This window comes from Microbulbifer variabilis, assembly GCF_056232115.1.
On sequence record NZ_CP174325.1, the window covers coordinates 1,216,034 to 1,237,901 of the forward strand.

The 21,868-nt window shown below is 46.2% G+C and carries 18 protein-coding genes; 10 read left to right on the forward strand and 8 right to left on the reverse strand.

The features are described from left to right. Nucleotides 1-95: 95 nt before the first annotated feature. On the forward strand, nucleotides 96-989 hold the full coding sequence (locus ACJJI7_RS05240) for an MBL fold metallo-hydrolase (protein WP_444902501.1): 894 nt from the start codon (nucleotides 96-98) through the stop codon (nucleotides 987-989). Nucleotides 990-1,226: 237 nt separating this feature from the next. Here the strand turns inward: ACJJI7_RS05240 and ACJJI7_RS05245 are convergent, their stop codons facing one another. The 5 genes from ACJJI7_RS05245 to ACJJI7_RS05265 form a co-directional block, all read right to left on the reverse strand. Then, entirely contained in the window at nucleotides 1,227-1,607 is a 381-nt protein-coding gene (locus ACJJI7_RS05245) for a VOC family protein (protein WP_020414195.1), read from the reverse strand. Between the two features lie 323 nt (nucleotides 1,608-1,930). Further along, a complete protein-coding gene (locus ACJJI7_RS05250; protein WP_444902500.1) occupies nucleotides 1,931-2,452 on the reverse strand; it encodes a DUF4166 domain-containing protein in 522 nt (173 codons plus the stop codon). A 120-nt stretch (nucleotides 2,453-2,572) separates the two neighbouring features. Continuing rightward, entirely contained in the window at nucleotides 2,573-3,553 is a 981-nt protein-coding gene (locus ACJJI7_RS05255; protein ID WP_020414193.1) for an alpha/beta hydrolase, read from the reverse strand. A 120-nt stretch (nucleotides 3,554-3,673) separates the two neighbouring features. Then, a complete protein-coding gene (fba, locus tag ACJJI7_RS05260; RefSeq protein ID WP_444902499.1) occupies nucleotides 3,674-4,738 on the reverse strand; it encodes a class II fructose-bisphosphate aldolase in 1,065 nt (354 codons plus the stop codon). A gap of 92 nt (nucleotides 4,739-4,830) precedes the next feature. Further along, on the reverse strand, nucleotides 4,831-5,994 hold the full coding sequence (locus ACJJI7_RS05265) for a phosphoglycerate kinase (protein WP_444902498.1): 1,164 nt from the start codon (nucleotides 5,992-5,994) through the stop codon (nucleotides 4,831-4,833). Nucleotides 5,995-6,541: 547 nt separating this feature from the next. Between ACJJI7_RS05265 and ACJJI7_RS05270 the strand changes: the two genes are divergently transcribed. The 4 genes from ACJJI7_RS05270 to ACJJI7_RS05285 all read left to right on the forward strand — a co-directional run bounded on the left by ACJJI7_RS05270 (nucleotide 6,542) and on the right by ACJJI7_RS05285 (nucleotide 14,006). After that, nucleotides 6,542-6,940 carry a globin gene (locus ACJJI7_RS05270; RefSeq protein WP_353375512.1) on the forward strand — a complete coding sequence of 133 codons (399 nt, stop codon included), beginning with the start codon at nucleotides 6,542-6,544 and terminating at the stop codon, nucleotides 6,938-6,940. A gap of 275 nt (nucleotides 6,941-7,215) precedes the next feature. Then, nucleotides 7,216-10,023, forward strand: coding sequence for a M16 family metallopeptidase (locus tag ACJJI7_RS05275; protein ID WP_444902497.1), 2,808 nt, complete (start codon nucleotides 7,216-7,218; stop codon nucleotides 10,021-10,023). A 333-nt stretch (nucleotides 10,024-10,356) separates the two neighbouring features. Beyond that, the gene (locus ACJJI7_RS05280; RefSeq protein ID WP_444902496.1) at nucleotides 10,357-11,859 is read left to right on the forward strand and encodes a S8 family serine peptidase; all 1,503 of its coding nucleotides are present in this window, start codon (nucleotides 10,357-10,359) and stop codon (nucleotides 11,857-11,859) included. A 641-nt stretch (nucleotides 11,860-12,500) separates the two neighbouring features. Continuing rightward, nucleotides 12,501-14,006: a S8 family serine peptidase gene (locus tag ACJJI7_RS05285; RefSeq protein ID WP_282952207.1), complete on the forward strand. Its 1,506-nt coding sequence runs from the start codon at nucleotides 12,501-12,503 to the stop codon at nucleotides 14,004-14,006. Between the two features lie 91 nt (nucleotides 14,007-14,097). On the opposite strand, the gene ACJJI7_RS05290 is transcribed toward ACJJI7_RS05285, so the two are convergent. Beyond that, entirely contained in the window at nucleotides 14,098-15,051 is a 954-nt protein-coding gene (locus ACJJI7_RS05290; RefSeq protein WP_444902495.1) for a LysR family transcriptional regulator, read from the reverse strand. Between the two features lie 231 nt (nucleotides 15,052-15,282). Between ACJJI7_RS05290 and ACJJI7_RS05295 the strand changes: the two genes are divergently transcribed. Further along, nucleotides 15,283-15,576 carry a putative quinol monooxygenase gene (locus ACJJI7_RS05295; RefSeq protein ID WP_020414184.1) on the forward strand — a complete coding sequence of 98 codons (294 nt, stop codon included), beginning with the start codon at nucleotides 15,283-15,285 and terminating at the stop codon, nucleotides 15,574-15,576. Nucleotides 15,577-15,718: 142 nt separating this feature from the next. Here the strand turns inward: ACJJI7_RS05295 and ACJJI7_RS05300 are convergent, their stop codons facing one another. After that, entirely contained in the window at nucleotides 15,719-16,420 is a 702-nt protein-coding gene (locus tag ACJJI7_RS05300; protein ID WP_282952205.1) for an SPFH domain-containing protein, read from the reverse strand. 356 nt (nucleotides 16,421-16,776) lie between these two features. On the opposite strand from ACJJI7_RS05300, the gene ACJJI7_RS05305 reads away from it, so the two are divergent. After that, nucleotides 16,777-17,007 carry a DUF350 domain-containing protein gene (locus ACJJI7_RS05305; protein WP_143730198.1) on the forward strand — a complete coding sequence of 77 codons (231 nt, stop codon included), beginning with the start codon at nucleotides 16,777-16,779 and terminating at the stop codon, nucleotides 17,005-17,007. Between the two features lie 11 nt (nucleotides 17,008-17,018). After that, entirely contained in the window at nucleotides 17,019-17,843 is an 825-nt protein-coding gene (locus ACJJI7_RS05310; protein WP_020414181.1) for a transglutaminase domain-containing protein, read from the forward strand. Nucleotides 17,844-17,917: 74 nt separating this feature from the next. On the opposite strand, the gene ACJJI7_RS05315 is transcribed toward ACJJI7_RS05310, so the two are convergent. Further along, the gene (locus tag ACJJI7_RS05315) at nucleotides 17,918-20,311 is read right to left on the reverse strand and encodes a zinc-dependent metalloprotease (RefSeq protein ID WP_444902494.1); all 2,394 of its coding nucleotides are present in this window, start codon (nucleotides 20,309-20,311) and stop codon (nucleotides 17,918-17,920) included. A gap of 210 nt (nucleotides 20,312-20,521) precedes the next feature. On the opposite strand from ACJJI7_RS05315, the gene ACJJI7_RS05320 reads away from it, so the two are divergent. Both ACJJI7_RS05320 and ACJJI7_RS05325 read left to right on the forward strand, forming a co-directional pair. Further along, entirely contained in the window at nucleotides 20,522-21,292 is a 771-nt protein-coding gene (locus ACJJI7_RS05320) for a DUF2884 family protein (protein WP_444902493.1), read from the forward strand. Between the two features lie 202 nt (nucleotides 21,293-21,494). Beyond that, nucleotides 21,495-21,797: a hypothetical protein gene (locus ACJJI7_RS05325; protein ID WP_444902492.1), complete on the forward strand. Its 303-nt coding sequence runs from the start codon at nucleotides 21,495-21,497 to the stop codon at nucleotides 21,795-21,797. Nucleotides 21,798-21,868: the final 71 nt, after the last annotated feature.

Genomic DNA, 21,868 nt, shown 5'->3' on the forward strand with positions numbered 1-21,868 from the left:
AAGAATAAAAGATTTCTGAAGTGCTTACTTAAATACCGTTAGAGAATCTTGCGAATCCGCTGGATCCCAAACCATTCACACAGGTGCATCGCTCAGTGGTTAAGACACCCTGCCTGGCGGTGCGTAGCAGCGGCAAATTGTTCTTAATTGATGCAGGAGAAGGCGCCGCTGCTCGTATAGGGCAGTTAGATTTAAATCTCGCCCAAGTAGACCCCATATTTATCACCCACTGGCACTCCGATCATTTTGGTGGGCTTGCAATGGGAATCAATGAGTCCTGGTTTGTAGTAGCTAATTCACCTTTTAATATATATGGCCCTTATGGTATCTATAATACTATGGAGGGCATCAGGAAAAGTTTTGGGCCCGATATATTATTCAGGTCATCCAATCGACAGGGAATTCTAGACCCCATATTAGCAGTCGCTACACCACATTTAGTAAACATTGCTGGGGAACAGACAGAAATTGTTCAGGATATTTGGCACCATGGAAATACTTACGTTTCGGTTTTCGCCGTACATCATGAACCGGTATTTCCCGCTTTCGGTTATGAAATCCGATTCGGCCCCTGCAAGGTAATTGTTACCGGGGATACCCATGTATTTGATACACTGGAATCAATCGAGCGCGATGCTGATCTTCTCATCTCCGAAGCGTTAAGTTATGAACAGTACATCAGTAAACTTAAGCAAACCGGGAATAATCGCAGGGCTCGCCTACGCTATGAGAAAGCCGATCAAATCATCCATTACCATTCTAATACACTGGATATTGCCAAAATGGCAACTAAATCCGGGGTTAAATCCATCGCTCTCACCCACCTTATACCTCCCCCAGTGACCGAAGAAGATAAAAAGGGGTTTGTCACCGGTATGAGCAAATACTACTCTGGTCCAATCAGGGTAATGGATGATCTGGACGAAATAGTACTATCCGATAGTGGCCGCGGCCAAGGCAGAGTAGAGTACCTTTCAGATGAAAATTAAATCAGGTCTACAAATGACGGAAATATACCGGTTACTATTATCTTATTTTATTCAGACCCTGAAGGTGAGCCCACAACTATCTTTAAAAATCCGGATGATAAGAGAGATTAAACCTGTAAATTCTAAACCAAGTAGAAGGGGGAGTTTCAGTCAATTTATTCACTTCGAAAATATCCATACTATAACCAACCGCTGCCATATTTAAGGTAAGCGATTGGTTATAACAGCTGGAAATTTTCATTCTACCCGATGGATCGCACAAATCTTGTTACCATCTGGGTCACGCAAGTAGGCAATATAAAGCTTTCCTGCCACCCCCTCTCTTACTCCCGGTGGATCCTCACAACGAACACCCCCATTTTCGAGCCCAGCCGAATGCCAAGCATCAGTCTGCTCAACACTAGTAGCAGTAAAACCTATAGTCCCGCCATTTGCATGACTAGCCGACTCACCATTGATCGGCTTGGAGATAGCAAAAACCCCAGTCTTAGTGAAATAAAAGCAACGCCCCTTCTCATCAATGATCCCAGGCTTATGGCCTAGTACTCCCAAAATTGCATCATAAAAAGCCTTGGCTTTCTGCATATCATTGGTACCAACCATAACATGACTAAACATTGCGCCCTCCTGTTTCTTACTAAGTGGCAAAGTCTTAGGCCGTATATATTTACAATTTATGTGCTGGGAAACAATAACCAAATCTACCGAAAAAACCTAACCCTTAAGTAGAATTGTCATTTATTTCTACCAATTAGCGGCCAACGCTTTATCCCTGTATATCGCCATCCACACCCCTAAATTTAGCTTCCTTGCATCTACTTAATTCAAGCGGCTAGAGGCAGAGTTATTACTCCCACCAGAACCAAACTGTAAAAAACATTTACTACCCTAATTTTTAACATCTTAAAATTATTAACGGACTAAATTTAACCCCTTGGAAATTAGACAGAAGAAAACTCCATACAACCACCATAAGCAAGGATTTTCCCTATAGCAAACATAGTCACCTTCACATTGAAATAATATTTCCCATCAAGCTCATACTCCACAGCAAATATTCTGGGGCTAATTATTTTTGGCAGTGGAATACCAAAAATTCTTGTTTTTATAAATTCATAGGCCAATGTCCCACCTACCTCTACAGGGTAGAAATACATCCGTAAAGGCCCCATCTGTTCAACCAGCAAGTCTCCAGTGGATGCAAACTTAGAGTTCAATATTAATCCATCGAAATTACGCATCCACAAAATACCATCCGAAGTGTGGTGGCACTCTACACGAAGTGGACAACTGTGATTTTGTTTCGGAAACCTGAAAAGGGTGCAAATAAAATGCGCAAGTAGTCTCCCTCTCTCAACATTCACCTCCCCCTCAATTACTTTTTTTCCAGTATGAAGTTCTTTAATAAGTGGAGAAAGCCTATCGTAGGAAGGTCCCATTTTCTTTGAAAGAATATTTGTCATTACTATTACTTAGCAAGTCGATTAAAATTCTACTCAATAGAAAATCATTAGCTTTTTAAATACACAGTCGTGGCGGGTAATAATTGGCTAAAAATCTAAGCTAAAAGTCTCTAGAGTAATCTATTGATTCAACCAGTCATCCAGTGCCGCCAATATCTGGTGTCGATAAGGCTGGGTCTCATTGATCATTTGATGACGGGCCCCACGAATCAACACTCGATGGCAGTGGGGGAATCGGTCCCGGATTGCACGCATATCGTAGCGCCAATCAACAGTTCCATCTCCCGTACCCTGGACTACAAGAATTTTACGGGGGTTACGTGCAGTTTTGGGAAATGTTCTTATCCAGTCCACCATAGCACCAAGCCAACACATGGAGATCACCTGTGACTGCAGAGGATCGCGTAGTGCTTGGCGTCGAGAGAACTCCGCATCATGGGTATTGATATTAAACTCACGACTTGGCTCACTGATAAACAGGCGTCCTAAATAATACTTCCACTTTACAAAGTGCCAATTTGCAGGGCGCACAAGGGGAGCCAGCAGAAAAACTTTATCCAATGGCTGCCGACGACTGTACTGCAAATGTGCTAGTAAGGCCGCACCACCAGTGCTCTGCCCCAAGGCATGCCAAGGCTTGGGTAATTTCCCCTCAGCTACAGATAAAAGCTGATCAAATACCTGGCGATATTGTAAAAAAGTCTGGATAGCTACTCGCTCTCCGCTAGAGAGGCCATGGCCGGGAAAATCAAATATTACCACATTCAGATTTCGCTCAAGCCCGAAGCGAATGGCGGGCCCATAAATGCCAGTGTGATCAAAATAACCATGGCAAATAAATAAGGTGCCACGAGGGTTCTCAACTAACCAATACTGGGACACCAACTCAAAACCGGCGGCATTGAAAGTGCCAACTCCAGTTTTATGGGCAAGGGGAAAGTGTAAATCGTAAAAATTTCGGTAATCCTGCATTTCCGTCAGCAATGGTGCCGCATCATTGGCAAAGTCTAGGTGCGGCAACTTTTGACGCAGCGCCGTATAGTCCGGGCGCTTAATCACCGGGCTGCTTTCGTAGGTGCTGATGTCTTGCAAGGTTTCCATTGGACTAATGGTACTGCATTTTTGCCGGGGTGGAAGTGATGCTGTGAACGGACAGGGAGCTTAAATGCAAAAAGGCGGGCTTTAGGCCCGCCTTTCATCGCCTTCAGAGAGAGTAACTGCTTACTTAATTTGCGGTTCCAACTCACCGACAGCATAGCGTTGGCTCATAGCATCAAGGCTCAGCGGGCGAATCTTGCTTGCCTGGCCAGCGGTACCGAAAGCTTCATAACGCGCTACGCAAATGTCTTTCATCGCCTGCAAAGCGGCTTTGTAGAATTTACGTGGATCGAACTCGGATGGGTTCTCAGCCAGGAAGCGGCGGGTCGCACCGGTAGAAGCGAGACGTAAGTCGGTATCAATGTTGACCTTGCGTACGCCGTATTTGATGCCTTCACAAATCTGTTCAACCGGCACGCCGTAAGTTTCAGGGATTTCACCACCAAACTCATTGATCACCGCCAGCCATTCCTGGGGTACAGAAGAGGAGCCATGCATCACCAAATGGGTACCCGGGATACGCGCATGGATTTCCTTGATTCGATCGATAGCGAGAATATCCCCTGTGGGCGGACGAGTGAACTTATAAGCACCGTGGCTGGTACCACAGGCAATTGCCAGGGCATCCACTTTGGTTTTTTGCACAAAATCTGCCGCTTCTTCTGGATCAGTCAACAGCTGGTCATGAGACAGTTTACCTTCAGCACCGACACCGTCCTCTTCACCCGCCATACCGGTTTCCAGGGAACCCAGACAGCCCAACTCACCTTCAACAGAAACACCGCAAGCATGAGCCATATGAACCGCACGCTGTGTAACATCGACGTTGTATTCATATGAAGCTGGAGTTTTGCCATCTTCGCGCAGGGAACCGTCCATCATTACAGAGCTGAAGCCCAACTGGATAGAACGCTGACAAACCGCCGGGCTGGTACCGTGGTCTTGGTGCATTACCACCGGGATTTCCGGGAACTCTTCAATAGCGGCCAGGATCAAGTGGCGCAAGAAGGGTGCGCCAGCATATTTGCGCGCACCGGCAGAAGCCTGAACGATCACCGGAGAGTCGGTCTCTTTGGCCGCCTCCATAATCGCACGCATTTGCTCCAGGTTATTGACGTTAAATGCGGGTACGCCGTAACCGTGCTCAGCGGCATGGTCCAGCAATTGGCGCAGGCTGATAAGAGCCATAGTTAATTCCTTTCTCGTCTACTCGTAGTAATTTTAATTTTTTGCTTTTATCACCCACCGGTTAACTCAGGCAGGCGTTATTCCGGTTTATCTCAGTCGTCAGCACGTGACTCAAGTATCGCCACTGCCGGAAGCTTCTTACCTTCTACATACTCCAGGAAGGCACCGCCGCCAGTGGAGATATAAGACACCTTATCGGCAATACCGTATTTATCCACTGCAGCCAATGTGTCACCACCACCGGCGATGGAGAAGGCACTGCTATCGGCGATGGCCATGGACAAGTGCTCGGTACCAGCACCGAACTGGTCAAATTCGAACACACCTACGGGGCCGTTCCAAATAATCGTCTTGGCATCTTTAAGGATCTCTGCCAGCTTTCCAGAGGACTGAGGACCGATATCAAAGATCATATCGTCCTCAGCTACGGCATCGGCAGACTTCGTCTCAGCAGCAGCTGCTTCGCTAAACTCTTTGCCGGTGACAACATCCACAGGAACAGGGATATCGCACTTTTGCATCAGGCTTTTGGCTGTACCCACCAAATCATGCTCACATAGGGATTTACCTACTGGTTTACCGCTGGCAGCAAGGAAAGTATTGGCTATACCGCCACCAACAATCAGCTGGTCCACCTTGTCAGCCAAACTCTCCAGCACTGTGAGTTTGGTCGATACCTTAGAGCCACCAACGATTGCTACCAATGGGCGCGCCGGCTCGGCCAGGGTCTTTTCCAAGGCATCTAATTCAGCAGCAAGAAGGGGACCAGCGCATGCAATCGGGGCAAACTTGGCAACTCCATGGGTAGAGGCTTGGGCACGGTGGGCAGTGCCAAATGCATCCATAACAAAGACATCGCACAAAGCAGCATAAGCTTTGGCCAGCTCTTCACTGTCTTTCTTTTCACCCTCGTTAAAACGCACATTTTCCAACAGTGCGACCTCACCATCAGCCAGCTCAACACCTTCCCGCCACTCCTTGATCAGGGCCACTTTACGATCCAGCAGTTGACCAAGATGGGCGGCAACCGGGGCCAGGGAAAACTCCTCTGCATACTCGCCCTCAGTCGGGCGTCCAAGGTGAGACATCAGTAACACTTTGGCGCCAGCATCAATAGCGGCCTGGATCGTCGGGAGTGCCGCACGGATCCGAGCATCAGAAGTCACCTGACCGTCTTTTACAGGTACATTCAAGTCCTCGCGTATAAGTAGGCGCTTACCCGCCAGGTCCAGATCTGTCATCAGTTTGACCGCCATTCGCCAATCCTCTCCTACTTCGATTAACTGAAAATATGGGCGCGGAGTATATCAACAGCACTCCACCGTTGCCGACAGGAAAACCCGTAAAAGCGCCGTTAATTCACCAAGAATTCTGGCTTGGAGAGGTGCTGGTACAGTCTCCCGGTTCATAACAGGTAAAGACTCAGCCCATATCGATGCAATCCAGGGCATAAAAAACTCAAAAGGCTCTCTGATGCAGACACCATACGCCAAATAGGGCAGCTCGAAACGATGAGCTTGATGCACAACCCATACTCCGAGGTGTATCTAGTCAGGGGAAGTCAGCCAGCCCATTTTACCCTGCTGATTTGCCAAATCCTCTGCTGAATGGCCAAACTCAACTCTCGACTAAATAGTCAGATCTAGAGTCCAAGAACTTGTCGAGCAGTAACTAAATTATTGATACATCAATACTTTTCGCTTGGTAACGGTCCCGCTAGAATCGCTGCCCCCTAAAGCACTACTACACAAGATCCAGCCTGTGGTACGCCACCGGCGGAAAAACTATGGAGATCCAATAGGTATGGAACGATCGGACAGTGATATTGTTTTCCAAAGTTATGGACGTTGCTGTAATAACGAACAATTCTTTGTCGACTTTTACGACCGCTTCATGGGTAGCTCTGCTGATATTCGCAATCTGTTTGCCAATACCGATATGAAGGCGCAACGACACCTGCTACGCAATGGCATTATGCAGCTTGTCCTCTATTCTCGTGGAATGTCAGACACCAAACTGCGCGCACTGGGAAAAAGTCATGATCGCGATGGCTACAATATTCGCCCTGAGTGGTATCGGTTATGGCTGGATGCATTGATAGCTACACTGCGCCAACATGACAACGACTTTTCCCCGGAAGTTGAAGCCGCATGGAACCGGGCGATAACACCGGGTATCGATATCATCCGTCAAGCATACTAATACCGGTTTTCTAGCCAATCAAAGTATCTACTTTTCTACTACCAACCCACCAGGTTTGCCAACTCCCCCTCGAATAGATATAAAATCCTAATCGGAAGCCCCTTGCCATATGCAGGGGGTAGGGAGTGAACCAATTGGTTTGGCCCCTCCCAAAGATCATCACCAGAATAAAATATAAATAATAATTTCTGGTTTATTATTTCTAGAGCAGCCAATCTCACTAGTTCTCCACCATTGTTGGCAGCCACTTAGGATGATTCGACAAGGAAATTTCTATGAAAATTGTACGAAAGTACAGTGTGCCTTTAGCGTTATCACTTGCGATATCTGCTTGTGGTGAAGCCCCGAAAAATAACGAAAGTGCTCAATCCAAAGTTGAGTCAAGCATTACTGTGCCTAAGAGCACAATTACCCCCTTAAATATCAAATATGAAAAATTTACCTTACCGAATGGCCTGCGCGTTATTGTTCATGAGGACCGAAAAGCACCGATTGTATCCGTGGGTGTCTGGTACCATGTAGGGTCTAAAGATGAAAAACCCGGGCGCACCGGTTTTGCCCACCTATTCGAACATTTAATGTTTAACGGCTCAGAAAATTACAACGACGAATACTTCAAACCTTTTGAGCTAGCAGGTGCTACCGGTATGAACGGTACCACTTGGCTAGACCGTACCAACTACTTTGAAACAGTACCAAGTAATGCCCTGGATATGGCTCTATGGATGGAGTCTGACCGTATGGGCCACTTGCTCGGAGTAATCACCCAGGAAAAACTTGACGAACAGCGCGGTGTGGTTCAAAACGAAAAACGCCAAGGGCAAAATCAACCTTATGGCAAAGTTTGGGAACGTATGCAAAAAGCAATATACCCAGCTGGCCACCCCTATTCCTGGACCACTATCGGCTCTATGGAAGACCTAAATGCGGCTACCCTGGATGATGTCCATGAATGGTTTAAGCAATATTACGGCGCAGCTAACACTGTACTGGTATTAGCCGGGGATATTGATGTCGAAACAGCTAAAGAAAAGGCCAGTAAATATTTTGGTGATATTCCTTCTGGCCCGCCATTAATCAAAAAGAAAGCGTGGATCGCTAAACGAGATCAGTCTAGCCGCGAGCAGATGTTTGATCGCGTTGCTCAACCGCGACTCTATAAGGTCTGGAATACACCTAACCTTGCTCATGAAGATGCCAATGCAATTGCACTTGCAGCAGCGGTACTTGGTGATGGGAAAAACTCACGGCTGTATAAACGATTGGTATACCAAGATCAAATTGCCACCGATGTCAGTGTTGGGGTACATGAGTTTGAACTGTCCTCAATTTTCCCAATTACTGCAAATGCAAAGCCCGGTATAGAGCTCTCAACAATTGAAAAAGCCATAGATGAAGAGTTGCAGCGCTTCCTAAAAGAGGGCCCGACTCCAGAAGAGCTGTCCCGCATTAATATGAGCGAGTACGCATCCTTCGCTCGCAACTTGGAACAGATAGGGGGCTGGAGTGGCAAAGGAGTTATTCTTGCACGCGGTGAACTCTATTTAAACAATCCCAATGCCTACCTAGAAGCACTGGGAGAAAAACAAAAAATCACTCCACAGCAGGTTCAGGTTGCCGCGCAAAAGTGGCTTTCTAGTGGCGACTACAATTTAGAAGTCCACCCATTCCCTGAATACACAACCGCAGAGACTGGCGCAGATAGGTCCAAGTTGCCTGAAACCGGCGACTTCCCCAGTGTCCCATTCCCCAAGTTGCAAACAGCCGAACTTCCCAACGGGCTCAAAATAGTGTTGGCTGAGCGTGACTCAGTACCAGTCGTAGACATGCGCCTTCAATTTGATGCCGGCTATGCCGCAGATCAAGGTAGTAAGCTTGGTACATCAAGTTATGCGATGTCTATGTTAAAAGAGGGTACAGGCAAACTAAACGCACTTGAAATCAGTGCAAAAGAGGAAATCCTTGGAGCACGTATTAGCTCATATGCAGCTATCGACACTTCAACTATTCGCTTGAATGCATTAAAAGTAAATATTGATGATTCCATGGATTTATTCGCCGACATAGTAATGAACCCAGCTTTCTCTGATGATGAAATTGAGAGAAAACGCACCCGCTGGATTGCTTCTATCCAGCAAGAGAAAACTCGCCCAATGGAAATGGCTCTACGTAGCCTGCCGCCGCTTCTCTATGGTAAAGATCACGCCTACAGCGCACCACTCACAGGCTCCGGTACAGAGGATTCGATCACGTCACTGAACCGGGATGACTTATTGAATTACCATCAAACCTGGTTACGCCCGGATAATGCCACTTTGATCGTTGTGGGTGATATTACTCTGGATGAATTAACCCAAAAGATGGAGCGGCACTTTGCTGATTGGCGCGCACCAGAAAACCCATTACCAGAGAAAAATCTATCTCAAACTGCACACCCAGAAAAATCTAGTATTTATATTATCGATAAACCTGGAGCCGAGCAGACAATTATCATTGGTGGCCTATTGGCCCCCTCTGAAAAAATAGCAGAACGCGAAGCATTGCATGTGATGAATGATATCTTTGGTGGCACATTTACAGCACGTCTCAACATGAATTTGCGTGAAGACAAGCACTGGGCCTATGGTGCCTACTCCTTTATGACTGGCGCTAAGGGGCAGCAACCACTGATGGTTTACGCACCGGTCCAAACTGACAAAACCAGCGAGTCTCTCAAAGAGCTTCAGAAGGAACTTTACGCTTATATCGGCGATAACCCTGCACGTGAGAAAGAACTTGAAAAGATTAAAAGCAAGCGGGTAAATGAATTACCCGGGCGCTTTGAAACTATTAGAGCTGTATCTGGTGAGATTGTTAGTATAGTTACTTATGATCGCCCCTTGGATTACATGGATAGCTATGCAGCTAAAATTCGCGGTGTAGACCTTGAATCTGTGCATAACCTTGCCAAGCAAACAATTAAACCAGATCAATTTACCTGGGTGATCGTTGGAGACAAGGAAAAGATAGAAAATGGTATTCGAGAACTTGATATTGGTCCAATTACCGAACTAGATAGTGAAGGGATGCCTAAACTAAAGTAAGCAATTAGTATTAAAAATTAATTCAGACAGTCAGACTCCTGATTTAGAGGGGTCTGATTGCGTTAACAGCCCACCTCAAAGCAATCCATTCCCCCATAAGTTACCACTGCCTATAAGCCAATATACATAACGTTTTAGAACAAATAAATCTCAATGAATCTGGCGTCAAATCTCAATTTTTACTTTCAAGGAAAATTAAATTCAGAAAGTGCTGTTTTTTATTTCTCAAATAGGAAAAGGTTGTTATTTTCATAACTGGGAGGGGCGGGATTTACTTCCTTAAAGGATTTTACCCTTCCACTAAAAAAATAAATTCTGTTAAAGGAGTGACAAATGAAAAAATCTCTTCCAGCACTTGCCAGCAGCGTCCTGGCTTTATCCTTAGCAACCTCCGCTATGGCCGAAGAAAAACGCTATATCGTCACATTTAAAGACGGTAAAGAAGAAACGGTTAGGTCTCTGGTAAAAGAAAATGGCGGCCGTAAGGCTTTGGAATTAAACCGGCACAATGCCATGGCTGCTCATCTACCTGCCGAAGCTGTAATGGCCCTACGCAGAAATCCAAATATTGCATTTATTGAGGAAGACATGAAGCGTTATGCTTTATCCCAGGAAACCCCCTACGGTATTCCTATGGTACAAGCAGATCAGCTTACTGACCTACAGGCAGGTAATCGTACAGTCTGTATTATTGACTCAGGCTACGACCTGGCTCACGAGGATCTCTCTGGCAACGCGGTGAATGGTACCAATGATCCCGAAGGTACAGGTAACTGGTACGAAGACCAGAGTGGTCACGGCACACATGTGGCAGGCACTATCGCCGCTATGAATAACGACTCAGGTGTTGTAGGTGTTTTACCTAGTAGTAATATCAATCTACATATCGTTAAAGTTTTTGGGGCTGATGGCTGGGCCTATTCCTCTTCACTAATCGCCGCCGCAGAGGTATGTGCAGAGAATGGTGCAAACGTTATTAATATGAGCCTAGGCGGCGATAGACCCAATTTCTTTGAAAGACGTGGCTTTGACAGCCTCAACAAACGCGGCATTTTGTCTGTTGCTGCTGCAGGTAATGATGGAAATACTCGTCATAGCTACCCGGCATCCTATAGCTCAGTAGTTTCTGTAGCTGCAATCGACAGTAACAAGCAAATTGCTGGTTTTTCCCAACAGACCAATCAAGTTGAGCTTGCTGGCCCAGGGGTACAGGTTTTATCCTCTATTCCTACAGGTAGCGGCCAGGCTGCCTCACTAGAAGTATCTGGTGTTGAAGTAGAAGCTGCAGCTATGACAGGCACTCCCATTGCCACTATCAGCGGCGCGCTAGAGAGTTGTGGCACTGCCGAATCAGCTTGCATCAGTGCAGCAGGTAAAATCTGTCTGATTCAGCGCGGCAATATTAGCTTTGCTGAAAAAGTCCTTAATTGCGAAGCTGGTGGAGGTATTGGAGCCGTCATCTACAACAATGAACCAGGGCTGCTATTTGGCACTCATGGAGGAGTTGAGACCCACATTCCTTCGGTGGGAATCTCTGACGCTGATGGGGCTGCACTGCTAACACAACTGGGGGCGAGCGCTACTATCGAAACCGAAGCGATGGACTATGCCTATTTTAATGGTACCTCCATGGCAACTCCCCATGTGGCCGGTGTTGCGGCTCTTGTTTGGAGCCACTTCCCAAGCTGTAGTAACTCCGAAATTCGTGCCGCGCTATGGGCAACAGCGGAGGATCTGGGTGAGTCCGGCCGGGACAATGCTTATGGCTATGGCTTGGTACAAGCCAAGGCAGCTTATAATTATTTACAAGCGAATGGTTGCGCTGGATCAATTTAATCTCGTCTAAAAATCTCAAAAAAAAGAGGGGGACTACTTCCCCCTCTATTCCGATCGTTAAAATATTTTCTAGAGTTTAAGAATTTTAAAATTTGGAGATTAGCCACCTTCAAACAACCACATTAAAACGCAAAAACTTAGCAACCTATTTTCTTACATGTCAATAAGATACAGGCGTAAAAATAAAAATGGTTTTTAGCAAAAAAATTAACACACCTCTATTCTTTGCATAAGTATATAAAATGCATTTATAACTGAAAGATATAGATTCTTAACCAAGCTTTATATTTTATAGAAAAAACTTACGGACTGGAAAATAAGAATCAAAACATTGCCACGAATGAAAAACCGATATCCGCAACACCTAAAGATCTATCATGAGATTAATTATAAAAACAAGTAAGCACTTATTAACTCAACAGTAAAAGCTAGCGACTAGACGAATCAAACAGCAACTATCTCAATTATTTTTTCCAGAAAACCAAATTCAGTTTTTCACTTTGCAATACATTCATAAGCTGGCATACAATCACTTCACCAAAAACTAATATTTTTCTGAACCTCCAAAGATAAAAATAATTCTCACACAGATTAAATCATCGAGAAAATAACTAAAATAATTACTCATTCAGGAGCAAATAATGAAGAACATTGTATCACTGGTCGCTACAAGTGTATTGACTATGTCCATAGCAAATCACGCGAATGCCGAAGACAAACGCTATATTATTACCTTTAAGCAAGGTAAAGGTGAAACAGTAAAGTCCCAAATGCGTGCGCGAGGTGGACGCAAAGCCCTGGATATCCGCAGGCAAAATGCCATGGCAGCACACCTTCCTGAGAAAGCACTGCAAGCCTTGCGAAAAAACCCAAATATCGAATTCATCGAGGAAGATGTCAAACGGTACCCAATGTCCCAGCAAGTACCCTTTGGCATACCCATGGTACAAGCAGATCAGCTCGGGGATACTCAAGCCGGCAACCGAACTGTCTGTATCATTGACTCTGGCTACGATATAGCGCATGAAGACCTTTCCGGTAATGCGGTAACCGGTAGTAGCGATCCAAGTGGCGCCGGGAACTGGTATGAAGATCAAAGTGGTCATGGCACTCATGTCGCCGGCACTATTGCAGCAATGAATAATGACACGGGTGTTGTTGGTGTCATGCCAAGCAGTAACATCAATCTTCACATTGTCAAAGTGTTTGGTGGTGATGGCTGGGCCTATTCATCCTCCCTGATGGCTGCAGCGGAAGTTTGTGCGGACAACGGTGCTAACGTTATTAATATGAGCCTTGGTGGAGAGCGATTTAATTTCTTCGAAAGGCGTACATTCAATAGCCTGAACAGCCGTGGCATTTTATCTGTTGCAGCAGCAGGCAATGACGGAAATACGCAGCACTCCTACCCTGCCTCTTATGATTCTGTAGTTTCTGTTGGCGCACTCGACAGCAATAAAGAGATCTGGGCATCATCCCAGCAAACCAACCAGGTAGAGCTCTCCGCACCTGGAGTACAGGTCCTCTCCTCAGTTCCGACCGGCACCGGAAGAGCCTCCTCTTTGAACGTGGCAGGTGTTGAGATCGAGGCTGCACCTATTTCAGGCTCCCCCTTGGGCGATATTACAGGTGCACTCGAAAATTGCGACACCGGTGAATCTGCCTGTAATAGCGCTTCAGGTAAGATATGTTTGATTGAGCGCGGTAATATCAGTTTTGCAGACAAAGTATTGAACTGTGAGGCCGGCGGTGGTATTGCCGCGGTGATCTACAATAATGAAGCCGGTTTACTCTCCAGCGCAACTCTGGGTGAAACCGTCACCAACATCCCATCTATAGGCATCTCTGATAGCGATGGCAACGCCCTACTGGGACAACTCGGAGCCAGCGCTAGTTTGGCTAACCAAGCCAGTGATTACGAGTACTTCAATGGCACTTCTATGGCAACTCCTCACGTAGCGGGTGTTGCCGCTCTTGTTTGGAGCCACTTTCCCAGCTGTAGTAATACCGAGATACGTACAGCCCTGACTGCAACTGCAGAAGATCTGGGGGACTCCGGTCGCGATAATGCTTATGGCTATGGATTAGTACAAGCCAAGGCGGCTTACGACTACTTGGCAACGAATGGCTGTACTGGTGCAATCTAGCTTAAAGCAATAAGCTCAGGAAATTGGAGAGAGGGGCAGCCCTCTCTCTAACAGACCAACAATAATTTCAACTTTAGAAAAACCCTATTATTTAATACTTTGAATCTATATTTTTAACAGCCCCTTCCGATAGAATTTTTTTACTAACCAGCTGCAACAAAATCCCAATACATTTTTCCCGAATGGTGTCCCTAATAATACGAACTGCAGGTGTAATTGTTTGCCTGCCAGGGCAAACAAGCCATAATTCGGTAGACTTAGGTAAATAGTTGGCCATCAAAGGGACCACTTTTCCATCCAGTAAATCTGAAGACATATCCAGGCAGGATTTTATCGCCAGCCCCTTACCCGCTACACACCAGCGGCGAACCAAATCCCCATCATTGGAAGAGCAATTACCGCTCATTTGTACCTTGAATATCTTTTCTTTATGAGAAAATTCCCATTTATTATGAATGATCCCGTGTAATTGATAGAAAAGACCATTATGGCTAGTAAGATCCCGGGGATGCTTAGGGATACTCTGCCGATCCAAATAATTGGGAGCTGCACACAGTAAGCGCGGCACATCACAAATTTTGAAACCATAAAGGTTTGCATCCCCCGGTGGCCCATAACGCAGGGCGATATCCACAGGGTCACGATAAAAGTCCACTTGGCTATCGCTGATATTCACTTTCAAGTTTATCCCCGGGTGCCTGTCCTGAAATTCATCAAGCCAGGGCGAAACCAGATTACGCCCAAAATCCGAGGAAACACCAATGCGCAGGTCACCGCTAACTTCCGCACTGCCCTCCTTTAGATCTTGTTTGGCCAGATCAAGCATCAACAATGCTTCCTCACACTTCGGAATAAAGCGCTCTCCTGCGCCCGAAAGCCTCAGCTGCCGCGTCGTCCGAATAAACAAGTCTGCCCCCAGGGCATTCTCGACACGCTTAACTGCTGCGCTCGCCGTTGCCGTAAGCATATCGAGGCTTGCCGCAGCGGCAGTAATACTGCAAAATTCAGCTACTTTAAGTATGACTTTTAAGTCTTCAATCAGCATATTATCAATTATTTTTTGATAAAGATTCAAAGATTGTAGCGTTTTCAAAAAGTAAAGCTACTTCTAAAATACACTCACTTCATCAATACAGCCGTAGTAGTCCGAGGCAAAACAAGGCCTCTGAAGAGGTATTTGTATTGATATCAGGTAAAAACGATTGATAAAGATGGGGCTGCACTTAAGCAAGCAACCATTATAAACTTTTAATCAAGAGGATTTCGGAGCTACATCATGAGCAGACTAACAATAGTTGCCAATATTAAAGCCAAAGCTGATCAGGTTGACCTGGTAAAATCTGAGCTTTTAAAGCTGATCAATACCACACGAACAGAAGAAGGTTGTGTGAATTACAATTTACACCAGGATAACGACAATCCTGCTCATTTTCTTTTTTATGAAAACTGGCAAAGCCGCGATCTGTGGCAAACCCATATGAACAACACCCACTTACAGGAGTATATGGCTGCCACAAAAGGTGCTGTAGAAGAATTTACCCTGAATGAAATGACAGAAATAGATAATTAACAAAAAACTTCAGAATATATGGCACCGAGAATAACTTGGTGCCACTTTTACAATCTTTTATCTATACTCTTAGAGCAACTTTGAAGATTAACTCGTGCCAACTGATAGAGAGCCAATCATAATTAATTAGCTAATTACCAGATCACTTATTTCCTGCCACCCGCTTTACCTGATCACTAAATACAGCATGCTGTAACCCAATCGTTCCCAGGGCTTCAACCGGCAAGAAAACCTTGTTGTTGGATGCCGCCATCTTATCCAGGACCTCCAGGGTCCGATAGGAGAGATATTTGTCAGTCACTGATTTAGCCAATAAATCATTTACTTCTTTCTGTCCGATCGCCTTCTCGCGGGCAATAGCTCGATTCATTTTCTCTCGCTCCAAATCCCGCTCCATTTGGATCTTCTGGATCTCAAACTGAGCCTTCTCCTGCTCAATCAATTCACGTCGTTCTGCTGCTCGCTCCTTGGCTTGGGTAATCACTTTGGGAAACTGTACATCAGCAATACCTAGGCGTTTAACGACAATTGGAGTGCCCTCCAATGCTTTGGAGACTTCATTGAAAAGCTCGTGGCTGAGAGATTCCCGGCTGGAAGCGATCTCATTAATAGAGTACTTGGCTACAACTGCACGTATCACATCTCTAATTACCGGTTGGGCATAGGTACCATATACATGGTTAACTGAAATGTTGCCATTCACCGGTGGAATTCGATCAAAGACATGATCAATCGCTGCATTATTAATAGCCCCGGTCATGCGGATATCAAAGCTCATATTGAGTTGATCTTTGGGCATAAAAACCTTGAATTTTTCCACATGCCCAAAATCTGCAATTGTCATGGTGACAAGCCTGTCGCAGTAAAAAATGCAAATATCTAAGCGGAACTTGGAAGGGGGTACCACCTCTGGTTTATAACCATTCTTAGTAAGAATTTTACCCACATGTGCTGGAGGCACCTCAACTCGATCCGCGCATGCCGCCAGAAGCAGCAATGATGCTATTAGTCCCAGTACAGATAAATAACGCATATTTATTCCAAAAACAAATCAACAAAATAATCAAGATATTGCAACCAGATAAAAACAGCAAGACGCACTAGAAAACAAAAATATGATATTATCCCTCAACATGAAATATGGGTCAGTCCCATTTTGATTTGGTACGCTATAAAAAATACTGTTTACTTGGTGGGCAAATGCAGCTGGAATTTATCACTGCCACTTTTTTTAATCTTGGCATAAATCTGATCTACACCTTACTCGCGCTATTTATCGGCATTGCCGCGCTAATTACTATCGATAAGAAGCTCTTGCGCACCGTAGATATAGAGGGTGAACTCAAGAATGGTAATATCGCTGTATCCATTTTCGCTTCTACAATTTTAATCTTTGTGGCCATCATCATCTCCTTTGGCCTGAAAGGGTAGGAGGAAGCTCCATGCGCAAGTGGATAGCTCCGCTATTGATTGTTTCAACACTGTTAATGTTGCCGGAGGTGTTACGCAATACAGTGCAGGGCCAGAAGATAAAAGGTGTTCCAGGTGAGCCACTTGCCTCTAATGGTAGAACTTATGGTGTAAATACCAGCCTTATTGAGGATCGCCAGTATGGGGTTGTAAAGGTTACTGGGACCAGCTACCCGCTGGCAGAAGAGACAATCCAGAAAGTAGTCGCCAGGCGAACACTGGAAGAAAGCGCCCATGTTTCCATTTGGAACTGGCAGGGACTCGAAGCGGTAACTGCATCAGCCAGGGGCCTGGATCAGCAACACCACTTTGCCAACAGCTACCTCGTGGGTTTTAAACCCTTTAAAACTCGACAACTATGGGTACCCCTGTATACGCTGGCTATGAATAAACAATACCAGTATGACCATCAACAATACGCCGGACTGTCTGATATCTGGCAGACATCCCGCCAGGCCTATTACCAGAAACGCGGAGACTGTGAAGACCATGCCATTTTACTCGCCGACTGGCTGATTGAATTGGGTGTGGATGCAAGGGTAGCGCTGGGTACCCACAATGGCCAGGGGCATGCCTGGGTGGTTGCCATCGTAGATGGCCAGGAGTATCTACTGGAGGCAACCAGCAAGCGCCGTCAGACCAGCTGGCAGGCAATGCCATTGGCTGCTTTGGCGGAAGGTTATGAAGTGGAATTTCAATTCAACCGCAACTTCTTCTGGGCAAAGAAAACCACAGCCCCCACCCGAAAATATCGCGGCAATCACTGGATCAGGAAATCTCAGTTTGTACGTAGTTGAGAAGTGAGAAATAAAAGCCCCCCAATGAGTATTGGGGGCTTTTTCAAACACTTTTTTATTTCCCACTATCTCAATTAAATTGGCGAACCCGGTGGCATCGCCTTGATATCTTCGGCTTTTACTTCCAGCTCACCACGCATAAAAGCCTCGATACGTTTTGCCTGGAAATAGTAGTGGGCACTGTATCCTTGCGGATCCTCACCAAAGAGCTTTTTCTGACCCAGAGCCTGCTGAAAAGTGGCCAGCTCAAGCTGGGCCTTGGCCCGCACAGATTCGGCTGCTTTCCTGTCACTGGCAAGCAACATTAAGCGCTGTATATAGACATGGTTCACTCGCTGGTGAATAACTGCCTGCAGGCCCGAATACTGCTCACTCTGCAGTGCCATAGAAGTGAGCTGATTCAACACCTGTGTAAAGCCTGGAATTTCGCTGCTACGGGCGCTTTGCTGATTCATTCGCGCAGCCCGCTGAGGATCCATAAGAATTGAGAGGGTATGGCCAGCTGCCGCTTCACCGAGTGCCACCGTATCAAAGGCAACACCGGTATAAGAAGGGAAGCTCTCCGCAGTGCGCTCATAGCCATAAGATTTGGGCGGAATTAATTGTAATACCTGCTCCGGCAATGCCAGGAACTCAGGGGAGAGAGTCCCCAGTAAAGTATCAATGGCCTGCTGCTGACGCTCTGCCGGCACCAGGGTATAGCTATTTTGTTCAGCGTCGTTATAGAGGTAATCGTAATCCAGGCCACCAATCAATTTACCCACGGCTTCTGCCTGATAGCGATGCCCGTAATAAACCGGCACCAGTGTTTCCTCCAGATCAGAGCGGGGAGCAGATTTCGGATTGGCTGCAGTAGAAAAGTTGTTCAGGGCATGGCGGCGCAACTCCACCATACGGTCAAACTCAACCAGTGGATCATTACCATTATCCCAAAGATGGGATACCGCATGCGCATTGTTGATTGCACGGGAATCCGGATCTGAAATAAAGCGCAATTTTTGCTCCTTCGCCTCTCGGATCACTGAATCCAGGAACTCCTGTTCATCTTTGCCAGTGCCATAACCATAGCGAACTGCCAACTTATCCCAAACACCGATTCCAGTGGCATAAGCCTTATCCAAATCCATATCAGTGTGTACCAGAGACACCAATGGTGCCGGGTAGTCCATCACCGATGCACGCCCCTTAGTGCTGGCAGCAAAGTTGTGAGCCAAACCCAGCGTATGGCCAACCTCGTGGGCAGACAACTGACGTATACGCGCCAGAGCCATCGCCTTGAGGGACTCTGTATCTGCAGATTCGCCGACATAGGGTTGCAGTAACCCCTGGGCTATCAGGAAGTCCTGGCGCACACGCAAAGAGCCCAGGGTGACATTGCCTTTGAGAATCTCTCCGCTACGAGGATCAAAAACCGAGTACCCATAAGACCAGCCTCGGGTAGAGCGGTGCACCCAATTGATGACGTTGTAGCGTACATCCAACGGATCTACATCCTCGGGCAAAATCTCGACCCGGAAAGCATCTTTATAGCCCGCCGCGGTAAAGGCCTGACTCCACCAGCTCGCACCTTCGACGAGAGCACTGCGCACGGGCTCTGGCACCCCCGAATCCACGTAGTACACAATCGGTTCGACTACCTCATTACTACCCGGCTTCTTCTCCAGGCGATGACGATAGATAAAGCGCTGGTCCAAGGGTTGGTCAATAGCGCTGGCGTAATCCCGATATGCAAAGGGAAAGTAGCCACTACGGCTATGGAATTGGCGAGGTTGGTATTTCTTGTCCGGCAATTCAATCAACGAAATATGTTGGCGCAGGGTTACCAGGGTTGGAGTTGGTACCACTTCGCGCAGATATTTACCTGGTTTGGCACCGGTAAAAGTCAGCTGCACTTCAAATTCGCTGTTTTTGGGAAAATTCTTTGTGCGCGGAAGGTAAACGGCGGACTTTGACTTATCCACAGAGTAATTACCCTGCTCAGCCTGCCGGAGGCGCACAGCAATACCATGCTGATCGCTCAGCAGGAAAGGGGTAAAGTCAATCAGAACACCATCACTGCCCTGTGCCATCACCTCAAAGCCCCACAGCACCGAGGAGGCAAAAGCCTCCTCCACTGCACGACGCTCGGCAGGATTACTAGAGGTGGCACGATAGCGGGCATTTAGCTGGTGCAGCAGCACCTTGTTGCCAACTCGCTGGAATTTTACCAGGCGGCTCTCGCCAATCTGGTTGCGATCCAGTCCTACCGGGTTCGAACCAAGCCCCTGGGCCAAGCCAGTGAGGAGTAAAAACTCGCGCTCAAACTCCTCCACTTGTAACAGTACACGACCAGTACTTACATCCCAATAGAAGTCATGATATCCACCGTATTTACGCATATCCGCTGTGTAATCGACAATATCCTTCGCCTGTACAGTTGTGCCACACAACACCAGATACAATGCCACCAAGAGCCTACCTAACGACATTTCCTACCCTCATTTTTATTGAATTTTATAGCGTGCCTCTGCGGCGACACAGCGGACACCTGGACCGCCGGCAAGGTTATCACTTAATTCCAAAGCGATAACTCCCAATATCGCTTGAAAATCAATCAGATAATTTTTTCAGCTTACCGCATCTGTTCCCCACAGAAGCAGCGTCAAAGGGTGAAAGGTTAAATAACAGAGGCACTTGATATGTGGAAACCGCTCGCAATCTCGGCTCTTATCGGTCTGGGCACAGCTGCCCAGGCGCATGACAAAATTGAAATCCATACCGATGACTGCAATGTATCACTGGACTACTCAGTAAGTGTCGGCCCAGATTTCTTTATAGTGACGCCGGAGGATGACGACCAGCAGCTGGTGTACTTCAACTCTCCAGATCGGCTTCTGGTGGATGGCAATCAAACCTCTCTCACTCCCCAGCAGCAACTCCTGATGCAGGAATACCGGCAACAGTTGCATGTGGCCGGGCGTGATACCCTGTTGATTACCCTGGAGGCGGTAGATATCGCCATGAATGGCTTATCCATCGCAATTACCGCCCTAGCAGGCCCAGATCACCCGGATACCCTGGAACTCCAGCAGTTTTCTGCAGACCTGTTGCAGCGTACCGAAGAGCGCTTAAACCGCGAAGGAGAAATATACCAGCTGGGAGCTTCCGAAATCGGAAATTTTGTCGACGAGACTATTTCAACGGAATTTGAACCTCGTATAGAACGATTGGCCAAGGAGTCCGCTGGAACCATTGCCTGGCATGCCCTGAAAGCGGTATTTACCGGAGGTCACAGCATCGAAGAACAAGTGACAAAAGACGCAGAACGAATGGTAGAACAGCGTGCAGATGTGATTGAGCAGAAAGCAGAACAACTTTGCACGTCACTGGAGACTATCGATCAATTAGAGACAGAAATACATAAAGCTATCCCAGCTCTAAGTAACTACGATTTGGTGCAGACAAAATAAGCTTCATCCCCCCAACTGGGCCGCTCTGCGGCCTTTTTTTATCCATTACAAATCCTATCGATTGCCTTTTAAAGGAAAGCTAACCCTTATCAAGTGATAAAGCAATTGAAATTATATTTCAAAATATAACCCCAAAGCCTCATAACCTTAGTCCAACTAATATTCTTGTTCTTTAGCTAGCGAATTTTTATTTCAAGAGGTGGTGAAAATTAGGGGTACTAAAGATATTTTAGCTAGCAAGGCTTTAAAACTGCAACAGTTACCAGTGTACGTTTTCTCGGCAGCTATTCTCAGCCATAGGGAAAAGTTAATGTTAGGGAAAAGTGGATTTTTTAGCCAAATACCAACTCGATTGAAAGCTTCAAAAGCTTGCAAACGATTAAAGTGGGTTATGATAAGAAATCAGAAAGGCGAATATTCTGCAAATAAATACACATTGGATATTTCATTAGAATCAAAAATAGTTTCTTATACAACAAGCAGCCAATACCCTATAGTAAAGTAATTTTTATCCAGTAGAATTTATAAGAAAGTCTTGATTCAGGATTCCACAGTAAAAAGGCACAAACAATATTC

Excerpts from the sequence above, each read along its gene's own strand:
- ACJJI7_RS05245 (WP_020414195.1), bottom strand. The coding sequence starts at position 1,607 with ATGTTTAGTCATGTTATGGTTGGTACCAATGATATGCAGAAAGCCAAG.
- ACJJI7_RS05250 (WP_444902500.1), bottom strand. The coding sequence starts at position 2,452 with ATGACAAATATTCTTTCAAAGAAAATGGGACCTTCCTACGATAGGCTT.
- ACJJI7_RS05255 (WP_020414193.1), bottom strand. The coding sequence starts at position 3,553 with ATGGAAACCTTGCAAGACATCAGCACCTACGAAAGCAGCCCGGTGATT.
- fba (WP_444902499.1), bottom strand. The coding sequence starts at position 4,738 with ATGGCTCTTATCAGCCTGCGCCAATTGCTGGACCATGCCGCTGAGCAC.
- ACJJI7_RS05265 (WP_444902498.1), bottom strand. The coding sequence starts at position 5,994 with ATGGCGGTCAAACTGATGACAGATCTGGACCTGGCGGGTAAGCGCCTA.
- ACJJI7_RS05270 (WP_353375512.1), top strand. The coding sequence starts at position 6,542 with ATGGAACGATCGGACAGTGATATTGTTTTCCAAAGTTATGGACGTTGC.
- ACJJI7_RS05275 (WP_444902497.1), top strand. The coding sequence starts at position 7,216 with ATGAAAATTGTACGAAAGTACAGTGTGCCTTTAGCGTTATCACTTGCG.
- ACJJI7_RS05280 (WP_444902496.1), top strand. The coding sequence starts at position 10,357 with ATGAAAAAATCTCTTCCAGCACTTGCCAGCAGCGTCCTGGCTTTATCC.
- ACJJI7_RS05285 (WP_282952207.1), top strand. The coding sequence starts at position 12,501 with ATGAAGAACATTGTATCACTGGTCGCTACAAGTGTATTGACTATGTCC.
- ACJJI7_RS05290 (WP_444902495.1), bottom strand. The coding sequence starts at position 15,051 with ATGCTGATTGAAGACTTAAAAGTCATACTTAAAGTAGCTGAATTTTGC.
- ACJJI7_RS05295 (WP_020414184.1), top strand. The coding sequence starts at position 15,283 with ATGAGCAGACTAACAATAGTTGCCAATATTAAAGCCAAAGCTGATCAG.
- ACJJI7_RS05300 (WP_282952205.1), bottom strand. The coding sequence starts at position 16,420 with ATGACAATTGCAGATTTTGGGCATGTGGAAAAATTCAAGGTTTTTATG.
- ACJJI7_RS05305 (WP_143730198.1), top strand. The coding sequence starts at position 16,777 with ATGCAGCTGGAATTTATCACTGCCACTTTTTTTAATCTTGGCATAAAT.
- ACJJI7_RS05310 (WP_020414181.1), top strand. The coding sequence starts at position 17,019 with ATGCGCAAGTGGATAGCTCCGCTATTGATTGTTTCAACACTGTTAATG.
- ACJJI7_RS05315 (WP_444902494.1), bottom strand. The coding sequence starts at position 20,311 with ATGTCGTTAGGTAGGCTCTTGGTGGCATTGTATCTGGTGTTGTGTGGC.
- ACJJI7_RS05320 (WP_444902493.1), top strand. The coding sequence starts at position 20,522 with ATGTGGAAACCGCTCGCAATCTCGGCTCTTATCGGTCTGGGCACAGCT.